Genomic DNA, 12,771 nt, shown 5'->3' on the forward strand with positions numbered 1-12,771 from the left:
GTTCGTGAGACATGATGAGCACATGAAAAAAATCCTGCTCATCGTCCTGTGTTTCTTCCTTCCTCCGGTGGCCGTGTGGCTTCACCAGGGGCTCAACAAAAAGGTTTTGTGGGCATTCCTGTGGCAGCTTCTCGGTCACGTGCCGGGCGTGATCTACAGCCTCCTGGTGGTGCTGAAAGCCAAACCCGTGAACTCCTGACGCACAGCTGAGCGCGGCGCCGCTTCCTAGCGGTGCCGTGCCCGGCGGAAGATCCAGTGCCGCAGGAGGCTGAAACGCACCGCTGTCGCGACAAAACCCGCGAGGGTGGTGGTCCAGAGTTCTTCGGTCACCGTGGCCCCGGGCCTGAGCCAGTGCAGGAAGGCGAGGCTGCCACCGGTGAGCAGCAGCGCCACAAGGATCACAGTCAGCCCGCTCAGATGATCCCGCTTCATCCGGCGCCGGTCAGTGATCTTGAAGGTCAGACGCCGGTTCAGGGCGGTGTTCATCACCGAGGTGACAATAAGGGCGGCAGCGTTGGCCGGCTGGGGGCCGATCCAGGGCCTGAGCAGGGCGTAGAGGGCCAGTGACGTCACCGTGCACACGACGCCGACGCCGGTGAACCGGATCAGCTGTCTGATCAACGGGTAGCGCAGGACCCCGCGGTGGCGACGGGCAGCAGGCGGGCGGACAACGCCCGCCGCGGCTGTCACGGAGAGAACAGCCGTTGCCGCAGGCAGCAAGGCATCTGAGTCAAGTCCGGGGAGCGGCCGGCCGGGCACGGTGGCCGGGACGGCAGGGGATTCCATCCGTAAAGACTGTCACACGGGTCCGGGATATCCCGAAACAGACCCGGGCCGCAGTCCCGGCGCTATGCGGCCCGGACTCAGTACAGCTCGCCCACCGGGATCTCCACAGCCAGCCGGTTGGACGGGCCGGCGAGGGGGCATGCCCACGCCTCGTTGTAGGCGCAGGAGGGATTGTAGGCAAAATTGAAGTCCAGGACGTACTCAGTCTGCGGCCCGGACCCACGGACCCCGTGGAAGGCGCCCTTGATGGTGTCCACCAGGTAGCGCCCGGCACCGTAGGTCCCGCCCGGTTGCCCGGCGGTGGCATCCCGGAACGGGACAAAAATGCCGCCCCCGTAGCCGTTCAGCTTCCAGACGGCCAGCTGCCCCATCTCGGGGAGGTCGAAGGTGCCCAGCCGGACAAACTGGACCGCGCCGTCGGTCCCGGTCTCCACAGTCATCTCCCGGCCTGCCCCCTCCTTCGTCAGCGGGACGTAGAAGCGGTAGATCGGATCATAGTCGGCGGTCTTGAGCCCGTCGAAGCCTGACTTGGCGGGGGCGGTCAGCGCCGACGCCGGGTGGGTCCCGAACATGCGGTCCCGCTCCTGGCGCCAATAGGAATGCGCCTCGGCGGGGTTGTCGTCCGCAATTTTCCGGACCGTGGCATACAGCGCGAAAGTCCGGAGCCGCCAGTCCGCGACGTCCAGGGCGGATATCTCCGCCACGTCATCCGGGTCTCCGACATGCGTTCTGTATAAGTGCTGTTCCGCCATGCCCCCAGCGTAGCCCGCTTATGCGTGGTCCGGGCTCCCACAAGGGACTCCCGGACAGGGCGTGCCGGGGGTTCTCCTGGCAAGGACTAAATTTTACAGATTACATGAGATTTCCACAGGCAAATGCTAGTCTCTGAGAAACATTGGTCGCTGGGGTCAATGTGGAGTAGTGCGAGTGGGGGAGCCAACGTGCATTCCGTCAACCGAGATCACAATCGTCATGTCGAAAATTCCCGGCCCGGGAAACGCCGCGTTGGTCCGCGCGGCGGCGGGGCTCGGCAGCGCGGCGCTTCGGCGGTCATCGTTGCCCTGATGGTTCCCGTGCTCTTCGCGGCGGCCGCCATGACCATCGATGTCGGAAAGCTGGTCTACGAGCGGCAACGACTGAACAACGCGCTGGATTCCGCTGCCCTGGGGGGTGCCTACTTGCTCCCGGGTGATCTGCTCGGTGCCCAGGCCGCCGCGTTAAACCTTGCCAAGTTGAACGATCTGCAAGCGAACCCGGCAGCGACCTTCTGGTGTGTCATCGCGTCCACGGGCGCCGCCAAAACCCCGGATACCAGCCAAATTCCGGGAGTCTGCAACCCGGGGACGGCCGCCGGCGCCAAATGCGACGAGAAGATCTGCGCGGTTCCCTGCTCCATCGGACTCGGCCGCACCTGCAACACGATGACGTTGACCGATGCCAAGGATGTGCCCTTCGCTGTGGCCCCGGCCATCGGCATCAACAAAGGAAACACCGGTGCGGTCGCCGCCACGGCGTGCGTCGGGTCGTGCGGCGCGGTCACCCCCAACCCCATGGATGTGGTCCTGGTCGCGGACCGTACCGGCAGCATGAGTACCGCCGATCGAAACCTGATGGTCAGCGGGATCAAGAGCACCCTGCAGACCATGACCAAGGACCAGAAATACGTCGCGCTCGGCACGATCCACCGAAGCAGCGCCACTCCCGGACTCTGCATCACCACCGGCTCGGCATCGGCCACGACCGGCCCGTGGATCCCGGTTCCTTTCTCCAACGACTACACGCTGCTCCCCGCTTTTCCCGGCGCCACGCCCGCTCTGAACCCCATCAGCGCGCTCATCAGTGGTCTGAACTGTCTTCCGGCGTCGAGTTCAGGCACCTACCTCGCCTCGCCGATGAAGGCCGCCGCGCGGTACCTGCTCGGTCTGGCACCCAACAACCTCGCCAGCCTGCCGGCACGCTCCCAGCCGGCAAAGAAGGCCATCATCTTCGAGACCGACGGCCAGCCCAACGAGACGGCCATCGTGGGCACCACGTCCTTGAACGACGCCACCGACATCGGCACCACCAACGGGACCACCGCGTGCAACAACCTCAAGACGGTGGCGGCGAACGCCAAAGCCCAGGGCATCCTGATCGTGACGGTTGCGTTCGGGGCCGCCAACACCGCCCAGTGCGCGGGCGGCGGAGAGTTCGTCCGCAATGTCCTCGCCGCCGCGTCCTCGCCTGACTCGACAGGCAATCCGAGCATCGCCGACAACGACTGCGGGACGGCGGCAAAGCGTTCGGCCGAGAATTCCGACGGGGACTTCTTCTTCTGCGCGGCCAGCGGTACAGAGCTCGGCCCGATCTTCGTCTCGGCCGTGAACGCCATCAGCCCGAACTCCCGCCTGATCCGCATCCCGGGCTGAGACCCCGCTCCTCCGCGGGGTCCCTGGGGCCCTGCGCGGTATCCCGCACGGGGATACCCGCAGGCCCCTTCCCGTCTGCGGTGCGGCTGGATACTCGAGGCCGCCCGCGACGGGGCCATCGGATGCTAATGTCTCTGGAGATCAATAACGAGTCCCGACCGCCCGTACACCTCCGGGCCAGGCCCCAGCCCTCGCCGGCATCGGGTTTCGTCTGCCGTCATCCCACATTCCGGAGATACATGGAACGCACCGTAGCCGCCCGCCTGGCTTTCAAAACCACCGCTGACACCAAGATCGCCCTGGCGGTGGCGGTCGCCCGGAATGCCGGCTATACCTCCCTCGAGGAGTCGCTGTCCGTCACATCATGCGGCGTCGAGGTGCCGCTCACGGAACTGACGGATCACCACGGCGGGCGCTTCCACTACATGGAATTCACCGACCCTGCCGAGGTCCTGGTGGACTACGCCGCGACCGTCGCCGGCACCGCTGCGCCCGAAGAGCCGGGACTGATGGAACTCATCCGCTACGTTCGGCCCAGCCGCTACGCCGAATCGGACCGGTTGCTTCCCACCGCGTATGCCGAATTCGGCGGACTCCAGGGCTGGGAACTGCTGCTGGCCGTGCGCAACTGGGTGTACAGCGAACTGCGCTACGTCAGCGGATCCTCGCGGGGGACCGACGGCGCCGTCGAGACCCTGCTGCACCGTCGCGGAGTCTGCCGCGACTTCGCGCATCTCGCCATCGCGTTGCTGCGGTCCAAAAACATCCCTGCCCGGCTGGCCGCCGTGTACGCCCCCGGGCTCAGTCCGATGGACTTCCACGCGGTAGCTGAAGCGCACATCAACGGTGCCTGGCACGTCATCGATCCCACGGGCCTGGCGCCGCGGGAAAGTATGCTGCGGATCACGGCGGGCCGCGACTCCTCGGACACGGCCTTCCTCTCCACCATCGGTGGCAGCCTCGTCCTGACCGACCTCAGGGTCATGGCCACCGTCTCCGGGGACCTGCCGGAAGAGGATCCGGCCCGGCCCGTCATTATCCGCTAGCGGAGCGGGTCAGCGCGACGCCACAGACGCGCGCAGTTTCGCGGTCAGTTTCAGCAGTTCCTTTTGCTCGGCGGCCGTGAGAGCCGGTACAACCAGGTCCGCGATGTCGCGGACGTGTTCCCGGCCAATCTGCTTCTGCAGGTCCCTGCCCTCCGCGGTGAGTCTGATCAGGATCCCGCGTCCGTCCTCCGGTGAAGGCGTCCGCTCCAGCAGGCCGCGCTTTTCGAGCCGTTCCACGAGCCGGCTGAGGCTCGACTGGCTCAGGAGCACATGGTCATTGAGTTCGTTCAGCCGCAGCCAGCCCGACGGGCACCGGGACAGCGTGAACAGGACATCGTACTCATTCAGGGCGAGCTGCTTGAAAGCCGGTGCTGCCTGCAGTTGACGCATGACGGCGACCTGGGCCCGGAACAGGGATTCCCAGGTCTCGGCGGCCAGCCGGATGCCTGCACCGGCCGTGGCGGCGGGCTCCTGTCCGGAACTGTGGGACATCACGCCTCCCGGCTGCCGGTCGGGCTCAGCTCCGCGGAGACCGTGCTGTTGGCCGCGCTCCCGGCCAGCGATGCGGCGACGCGTCCCGCGTGGGTGGGCGGCGCGGGGATCCCGGCGGGCGTCAGGGCCGCGTATTCCCGGCGCAGCACCGGCAGGACTTCTTCACCGAACAGGTCCAGTTGTTCCAGCACAGTCTTCAGCGGCAGTCCTGCGTGGTCGATGAGGAACAGTTGGCGCTGGTAATCGCCGAAAAATTCCCGGAAGGTCAGGGTCTTGTCGATGACTTCCTGCGGGCTCCCGACGGTCAGCGGGGTCTGCGAGGTGAAATCCTCGAGCGAAGGCCCGTGGCCGTAGACCGGGGCATTGTCGAAGTACGGCCGGAACTCATTGATCGCGTCCTGGGAATTCTTGCGCATGAAGAACTGTCCGCCGAGGCCCACGATGGCCTGCGCGGCCGTGCCGTGGCCGTAGTGTTCGTAGCGTTCGCGGTAGAGCCCGATCAACTGCTGGTAGTGCTCTTTGGGCCAGAAAATGTTGTTGGCGAAGAAGCCGTCGCCGTAGTAGGCAGCAACCTCCGCGATCTGCGGCGTGCGGATGGAGCCGTGCCACACGAAGGGGGCGACGCCGTCGAGCGGGCGCGGGGTGGAGGTGAAGTTCTCCAGCGGTGTGCGGTGTTTCCCGGACCAGTTGACGGTGTCCTCGTCCCACAGCCGGCGGAGCAGGCTGTAGTTCTCGACGGCGAGTTCGATCCCGTCCTGGATGTTCTTGCCGAACCAGGGGTAGACCGGCGCCGTATTGCCGCGGCCCAGGACCAGGTCCACGCGGCCGTCGGACAGGTGCTGGAGCATGGCGAAGTCTTCGGCGATTTTCACCGGGTCATTGGTGGTGATCAGTGTGGTGGCCGTAGAGAGGATGATGCGCTCGGTCTGGGCCGCGATGTACGCCAGCGTGGTGGTGGGCGACGAGGAGAAGAAGGGCCGGTTGTGATGCTCGCCGAGGGCGAAGACGTCCATGCCGATTTCTTCGACTTTGCGGGCAATCGCCACGGCGGCCTTAATGCGTTCACGCTCCGACGGGGTTCGTCCCGTCGTGGGGTCTGTGGTGATGTCGCTGACGCTGAATACGCCGATCTGCATGATCTTCCTTTCCGTGGCCGGACTCATCCGATGATGATTCCAGCTTATCCGATTTGCATGCATTTGCATGTATCGACCGGTATAACGCAGACATCCCCGAACTATTCCCGCCCCCACGGCGGGCACCGGCGTCCAGGTTCAGCGGGAGCCGCTGGGGACCGGGGCTTCTTCGGACAGATCGTCGGGGAATCCGTCCTCAACCGCCGGAGCGGCGTGCCGCGCCCGCCGCGCCCGCCGCGGCCGCCGCGGGACTGGGTGGCGCAGCGTTTTGCGCTCCCGGCGGCCCTCCACGAGCCGGTACAGCACGGGAACCAGGACCAGGGTCAGGGCGGTCGAGGAGATCAGCCCGCCGATCACCACGATCGCCAGCGGCTGGGAGATGAACCCGCCGCCGCCGGTCAGGCCCAGCGCCATCGGCGTCAGGGCGAACACCGTGGCCAGCGCCGTCATCAGGATCGGTCGGAGGCGCTGCCGTGCGCCGTGGGTGATGGCATCCGCCACGCTCATCCCGGGCTCGCCGTTGCGGGGCTGGCGGTACTGGTTGATGAGGTCAATCAGCACGATCGCGTTGGTCACCACAATGCCCACCAGCATCAGCATGCCGATCAGGGAGGGCAGCCCCAACGGCACGCCGGTCACCAGCAGGAGCGCGATGGCCCCGGTCGCTGCGAAGGGCACGGACACCAGCAGGATCAGCGGCTGGATGAGGGACTTAAAGGCGGCCACCATGATCACGAAGACGATCGCGACGGCGGCGAGCAGAGCCAGCCCCAGCTGCGCAAAGGACTCCGCCTGTTGCGTCGTGGCACCGCCAATCGTGGCTGTCACGCCGGCCGGCAGTTCGACCTCCGCGAGCCGGCGCTGCACTTCGGCGCTCACCGCGCCGAGATTGGCGCCCGACGGCGTGACGGAGACCCGGGCGGTGCGCTGCCCGTTGCTGGCCGTGATCGAGACGGGGACGTCAACTTCTTCGACGGTGGCGATACTGCCCAGCGGGACCGGGCCGGCCGCGGCCGGCAACGGGATATCCCGGACGGCACCGATGCTGGTGAAGCGGGTCCCCTCGCCAATCCGGACCGGGAAGTCGTCGGTGCCGATGCGCACGGTTCCGGCCGGAATCGGACTGATCGTGGAGGCCAGGATGCCGGCCACTTGATCCTCGTTCAGGCCCGCCGCGACGGCCTTGGCGCGGTCCACTTTGACCTGGACGACGGCCTGGCTCGCGGCCAGGTTGGAGGCGACCTCGTTGCTGCCGGGGACATTGGTCATCGCCTTGACCATGGCCCCGTTGGCAGTCTTGAGGTCTGCCGAGGTTGCCGCGCGGAGCGTGATGTCCACGGTTGACGAGGTGCCGAATCCGCCCTGCTGGGAACCGACGGTAATCTTGCCTGCATCGCCAAGTCCGGCGAGTTCGGTCCGGACCGTTTCCTGAAGGGCGGACTGCTTGGCTTTTTCGTCGGTGACGACGGTGAAGCTGGAATTCGAGGCGCCGGTGGAGCGCAGGGCAGAGAATCCGGACTGGGCGTTCCCGGTGGTGACCTGGACGTCCTTGACGCCGTCGATGGTCCGCAGCACGCCTTCGACCCTGATGGCCGCCGCGTTGGCTTCGCTGAGGCTGGTACCCGCGGGCAGCTCCTGCTTCACCGTCATGCTGTTCTGGCCGGAGCTGCCGAGCAGGTCGGTGGCGAGCAGCGGGGTCATCGCGGCGGTGCCGCCGAGGACGAGGACGGCCGCGACGAGGGTGATGACCGGATGCCGTTGGGTCCCGGTCAGGACGGGAAGGTAACTGCGCTGCAGCCGGCTGCGCTGTTCGGCCGCATGTGCCTTCGCGGCGATGTCGCGGGCGGCGGCCTCGGAAATACCGGAGTCCGCCGGTGACTTCAGGAACCAGTACGCCAGCACCGGCACGATGGTCAGTGCGACCAGCAACGATGAGAGCAGGGCGATCGTGACGGTGAGCGCGAAGGGACGAAACAGCTCGCCGGAAAGTCCCGCGACGAAAGCGATGGGCAGGAAGACGGCCACCGTGGTCAGGGTGGAGGCGGTGATGGCGCCGGCCACCTCCCGGATGGAGGTCAGGATTGCCGTGATCTTGGCTTCGCCGTAGCTCAGGTGGCGTTTGATGTTCTCGATCACCACGATCGAGTCGTCCACGACGCGGCCAATAGCGATCGTGAGCGCGCCGAGGGTCAGGATATTCAGTGAGTAGCCGGTGACCGAGAGACCAATGAAGGTAATCAGCAGGGACAACGGGATGGAGATCGCCGTGACCAGGGTCGAGCGGACGGACATCAGGAACACCAGGATCACGGCGACGGCGAACCCAAGACCCAGCAGCCCTTCGGTGGTGAGATCCTTGATGGACTTTTCGATAAACGGTGCCTGGTCAAAGATCGGGGTGAACTTGGCGTTGGCGCCAAGCTCGGCCTCCAACTGGGGGATGGCGTCCTTGACTGCCTGCGAGATCGCCACGGTGTCGCCCTCGGGCTTTTTGGTGACCGACAGGGCCAGTGTTTCTTTGCCGTTGGTCCGGGTGATCGAGGTGCGGGTGTCCTCGGCGATGCTGACGTCGGCCACGCTTCCAATCGTGGCCCCGGCCTTGGTTCCGGCCAGCGGGAGGCTCTTGACGGTATCGAGGGAGTCCACCGGGCTGCCGATCTGCAGCGAGAGCGTCCTGCCCTGTTCTTCGACGGTGCCGGCAGGAATGAGCGAGCCGTTATTGGTCAACGCGGTGCTGATGGCCTGGATGCCGGCGCCGGCGGCGGCCATATCGGCGGCCCGGGGCAGGACCCGGATGTACTGGCTGGCGCCTCCGGTGACGTCTGCGCCGCGCACGCCGTCGAGCTTTTGCAGCATTGGCACGCTGAGGCGGGCGAGATCGGTGTTGAGTTCGCTCAACGGCTTGTCCGACGAGACCGCGAGGAAGATGATCGGGAAGTCGCTGATGCTCCCGGCGATCGCCTGGGGCTGGACGTCTTTGGGGAGAGCCTGCCTGGTATTGGAAATCGCACGGTCGATCTGGTTTCGCGCGCGGTCCAGGTTGGAGCCGTAGGTGAAGACCATGGTGATCTGTGAGATGCCGCTGCGCGACGTTGACGACGTCGATTCCAGCCCTTCGACGCCGTTCAAGGCAGTCTCCAGCGGGGCGCTGACCTGCTTGTCCACAACCTCCGGTGACGCCCCCGGCATCGCCGAGAGGACGGTAATCTGGGGAAACTCGACGGACGGGATGAGCTCCTGCTTCAGCGAGGACATCGTGATGACGCCAAAGACGGACGCGAACACGGTCACAAGCGCGATCAGCGCCCGGTTAGCCAGTGAGAGCTGTGCGAGCCGGAACATCCAAGGGACTCCTGACGGGTCGACGGAGGTACTTCAACGGGATTTCAAACGATGGGGTACCGCCGCGACCGGGCCGGGCCTCAGCTGTGCGCGGCGTCGACCTGTTCAAGCTGGAGCGCCGTTGTCGTTTCAGCCTCCAGTTTCGCGGCGAGCTCAGGGTTTTCGTTGAGCTTGACGCCGTAGCCGGGCATCATCTCCTTGAGCTTGGCCTGCCAGCCCTTGAAGTTCTTGGGGAAAGTCTTCTGCAGCAGTTCGATCATGATCGGAACGGCCGTGGACGCGCCCGGGGATGCGCCGAGCAGGGCGCCGATGGTGCCGTCGCGCCCGGCGATGACCTCGGTCCCGAACTGGAGCACACCGCCCCTTTTCGGATCCTTCTTGATGATCTGGACGCGCTGGCCGGCGGTAATGAGTTCCCAGTCGCTGTCCTTGGCTTCCGGGTAGTACTCGCGCAGCGCCTCGACCTTGTCGCCGTGGCGTTTGGCGACTTCCTTGACCAGGTATGCGGTGAGGTCCATGTTGTCCTTGGCCACGGCCAGCATCGGGATGATGTTCGAGGGCCGGATGGACAACGGCAGGTCCAGGTAGGAGCCGTTCTTGAGGAAGTTGGTGGAGAAGCCGGCATAGGGGCCGAACAGGAGGGACCGTTTGCCGTTGACGTAGCGGGTGTCCAGGTGCGGGACGGACATGGGCGGTGCCCCGACCGACGCCTGGCCGTAGACCTTGGCGCTGTGCTGCGCGGCGAGGGTCTGGTCCGTGCAGCGGAAGAACTGGCCGGAAACTGGGAAGCCGCCGTAACCCTTGCTCTCCGGAATACCGGAGGCCTGCAACAGGTGCAGGGCTCCTCCGCCGGCGCCGACAAAAACGAACTTGGCGTGGATGGAGCCGTGTTCCCCGGACCTCGGGTGTTTGAGGGCGAGGTCCCAGCCGCCGTCGGAAGCCCTCGTGATGCCAGTGACGTTGTGGCCGTAGTTGACCTCGACACCATTGTTGCCGAGGTAGCCGGTGAGTTCACGGGTCAGTGCGCCGAAGTCGACGTCGGTTCCCTCCGCGGCGCGGGTCGCGGCAATGCGCTGCCGGGGATCGCGGCCTTTCACGATCAGGGGGGCCCATTTGGCGATCTGCGCGTGGTCCTCGGAGTATTCCATCGACCGGAAGAGCGGGTTTGGCTTGAGTGCCTCGTAGCGGGTACGCAGGAAGTCGACGTTGGAGTCGCCGATGACAAAGCTCATGTGCGGCACCGTGTTGATGAAGCCCTTGGGTGAGCCGATCAGGGACTTCTCCACCAGGTGGGACCAGAACTGGCGGGACAGCTGGAACTGCTCGTTGATCTTCAGTGCTTTGCCGGGATCGACTGAACCGTCCTTGGCCGCGGGGGAGTAGTTAAGTTCACACAGGGCGGCGTGGCCGGTGCCGGCATTGTTCCACGGGTCGGAGCTTTCCAGCCCCGGCTCGTCCAGGCGCTCGAACAGCGAGATGCTCCAGCCCGGCTCGAGCTGCTTGAGGAAGGTGCCCAGCGTGGCGCTCATGATGCCGCCGCCGATCAGTACGACGTCGGCATGTTGGGTCTTGGAAATGAAAGTCACATCAGTCTCCGATAGCAGCGGCTCTGGCTGTCACAGAATATCCCGCAGGGCTTACTAACTGAAATTGGGCCTGCGCGTCAAGGCTTTAGCCGGACCTTTGTAAAAACCTCATCGAGGACCGGCGATGCAGGGTAGGACTCCACCCGGTCAGAGAGCGCCAGTGCAGAGATGGGAAAAGCAATCGGGATGGCCGGGACGGTCTCGGCGATATGGGTATTGATCGTCCGGTACGCCTCGACGCGTTCCCCACCGTCCGGCAGGCCGCGGGCCCGGGCGATCTTGGAGAAGAGTTGCGGGTCCTGCAAGCCGAATTCGCCGTTGTTCTCACCGAAGAGCGGGCCCACGAAATTGTCCTGGTCCGCGTACGAACCGTTCCACCCGAGCAGGTGGAAGGCATGATCTCCAGGTGAGGTGACTTGTTTCAGGTAGCCTTCCGACCATTCCACCGGGACCGGCTTGATGTTCAGCCCGACGGCGGTCAGTTGCCTGCTGATTTCCGCGTAGACCTTCTCCGGTGTGGGCAGATAGGGCCGGGCGACGTTGAGCGGGTAGTAGAACTTCAGTTCCGCCCCGTCGTAGCCGGCGTCAGCGAGATACTGCTTGGCCTTGGCAGGATCATATCCCAAGGCCGGGGCGTTGTTGTTGAAGCCGCTGAGCTTCGGCGGGACGAACTGCGAGGCCTTGGCTGTGTTGTCGATGAAAAACCGCCGGATCAGGGTGTCCTTGTCCAGGGCCATTTCGATCGCCTGGCGGACCTTGATGTTCAGCAGGGCGGGCACGGCCTGGTTCACGCCCAGATACATCACGGAGAACGGGTCGCGCTGAATGATCTGCTGGCCGTTCTTGACGAGGTCGTCGAAGTTGCCGACCGTCACGGAGTCGTAGACATCGATCTTGCCGTCAAGGAGCGCCTGGAGCCGGCTCTCAGGGTGGTCGTAGGTGACAAAATTCACCGTACCGATCTGGCCCTTTTCGCCCCAGTAATCCGCGTTGCTGCCCAGTGTAATGCTGTCCCCGTCACGGGCTGTGAAAACGTAGGGACCGGTCCCGACCGGGTGGAGCGCATAGGCCGAGGCAGCCAAACCGTTGACGTTCTGGTCCAGAGCATCGGCGTTTTGCGCCGCGAGGGCCTGCGGGGAGGACATTGCGAACGCCGGCATGGTCAGGGCCTGGAGGAAGCCGGTGAAGGGTTCGGCCAGGTCGATGCGGACGTTGTCCGGGGCGAGGGCAGTGCAGCTCCGGTAGAGGGAGAGCTCGGCCTGGTCCGCGTGGGCTTTGAAAACACCTTTGAAGCTGCTTCCGGGGGCCTGGCTGCGGAGGGCATCGGAAAAGTTGAACCAGCGGTTGAAGTTGGTGCACACGGCGGCGGCATCGAAGGCCGTGCCGTCGTGGAACCTGACGTCGCCGCGAAGCTGGAAGTCGTACGCCTTGCCGTCGTCGCTCTGCTTCCATTCCGTGGCGAGCAGCGGTGTCGGCTGGCCGGTGGTCTGGTCCACTCCGACCAGCCCCTCCAGTACCTGCCGGGTGACGCGGTAGGCCTCGATATCGGCGACGAGGGCCGGATCGAGACCGGGAGCCCGGGCGGCGGTGCCGAACGTGAACACTGCCGTGGGCCCGGCTGCGGGTGTGTCGGACGGAGTGGCTGGAGAGCTGGCGCCGGGGGCCGGCGTCCCGGTGCACGCGGCGAGCGTCAGCGGAAGGAGGACAGCACAGATACCGGCTGCAATACGGTGCAACCTCTTGCTGGGCGCTACAGTGCGGGGCATCTGGAAATCACCTCGGGGGGAACTGGACGAGCCGATGGCTGCGGACCAGCCCCAGTCTAGTTGACCCTGACGACCCGGGACGTCGTACCGGGAGCGGGATGAGGGTGTCCGCCACACAAGCGAAGGCCCGCACCTAAGGGTGCGGGCCTTGCTTCTCCATGTTGGTCCAGGGAGTCAGGCTGGGACCGGATCAGGAGTGCTTGGTGCTG

Annotated in this window: 10 protein-coding genes; 3 read left to right on the forward strand and 7 right to left on the reverse strand. The window is 65.5% G+C overall.

Translation table 11 applies throughout. The features are described 5' to 3' along the window. The first annotated feature begins 22 nt into the window (after nt 1-22). Nucleotides 23-199, forward strand: a complete 177-nt coding sequence (locus KY499_RS17810; RefSeq protein ID WP_123254064.1) for a YqaE/Pmp3 family membrane protein — start codon at nt 23-25, stop codon at nt 197-199. Between the two features lie 26 nt (nt 200-225). Here KY499_RS17810 and KY499_RS17815 read toward each other — a convergent pair whose 3' ends face one another. Further along, the gene (locus KY499_RS17815; RefSeq protein WP_219885961.1) at nt 226-786 is read right to left on the reverse strand and encodes a GtrA family protein; all 561 of its coding nucleotides are present in this window, start codon (nt 784-786) and stop codon (nt 226-228) included. A gap of 77 nt (nt 787-863) precedes the next feature. Beyond that, the gene (locus KY499_RS17820; protein WP_123254062.1) at nt 864-1,538 is read right to left on the reverse strand and encodes a DUF1684 domain-containing protein; all 675 of its coding nucleotides are present in this window, start codon (nt 1,536-1,538) and stop codon (nt 864-866) included. Between the two features lie 189 nt (nt 1,539-1,727). On the opposite strand from KY499_RS17820, the gene KY499_RS17825 reads away from it, so the two are divergent. Then, the gene (locus KY499_RS17825) at nt 1,728-3,194 is read left to right on the forward strand and encodes a pilus assembly protein TadG-related protein (protein WP_219885962.1); all 1,467 of its coding nucleotides are present in this window, start codon (nt 1,728-1,730) and stop codon (nt 3,192-3,194) included. 239 nt (nt 3,195-3,433) lie between these two features. Next, nucleotides 3,434-4,240 carry a transglutaminase family protein gene (locus KY499_RS17830; RefSeq protein ID WP_219885963.1) on the forward strand — a complete coding sequence of 269 codons (807 nt, stop codon included), beginning with the start codon at nt 3,434-3,436 and terminating at the stop codon, nt 4,238-4,240. 9 nt (nt 4,241-4,249) lie between these two features. Here the strand turns inward: KY499_RS17830 and KY499_RS17835 are convergent, their stop codons facing one another. From KY499_RS17835 to KY499_RS17855, 5 genes are all read right to left on the reverse strand, one after another. Further along, on the reverse strand, nt 4,250-4,732 hold the full coding sequence (locus tag KY499_RS17835; protein WP_123254059.1) for a MarR family winged helix-turn-helix transcriptional regulator: 483 nt from the start codon (nt 4,730-4,732) through the stop codon (nt 4,250-4,252). Then, entirely contained in the window at nt 4,732-5,868 is a 1,137-nt protein-coding gene (locus KY499_RS17840) for an LLM class flavin-dependent oxidoreductase (RefSeq protein ID WP_258190858.1), read from the reverse strand. The genes KY499_RS17835 and KY499_RS17840 overlap by 1 nt, the downstream gene beginning before the upstream one ends. Nucleotides 5,869-6,006: 138 nt before the next feature. Then, nucleotides 6,007-9,210 (reverse strand): efflux RND transporter permease subunit, encoded by a 3,204-nt coding sequence (locus KY499_RS17845; protein WP_219885964.1) that lies wholly within the window; start codon nt 9,208-9,210, stop codon nt 6,007-6,009. Nucleotides 9,211-9,290: 80 nt separating this feature from the next. Continuing rightward, on the reverse strand, nt 9,291-10,796 hold the full coding sequence (locus KY499_RS17850; protein WP_219885965.1) for a malate:quinone oxidoreductase: 1,506 nt from the start codon (nt 10,794-10,796) through the stop codon (nt 9,291-9,293). Nucleotides 10,797-10,873: 77 nt separating this feature from the next. Continuing rightward, entirely contained in the window at nt 10,874-12,562 is a 1,689-nt protein-coding gene (locus KY499_RS17855; RefSeq protein ID WP_219885966.1) for an ABC transporter substrate-binding protein, read from the reverse strand. Nucleotides 12,563-12,771: the final 209 nt, after the last annotated feature.

Origin of the sequence: Arthrobacter sp. PAMC25284 (assembly GCF_019443425.1) — a bacterium.
Classification (GTDB): domain Bacteria; phylum Actinomycetota; class Actinomycetes; order Actinomycetales; family Micrococcaceae; genus Arthrobacter; species Arthrobacter oryzae_A.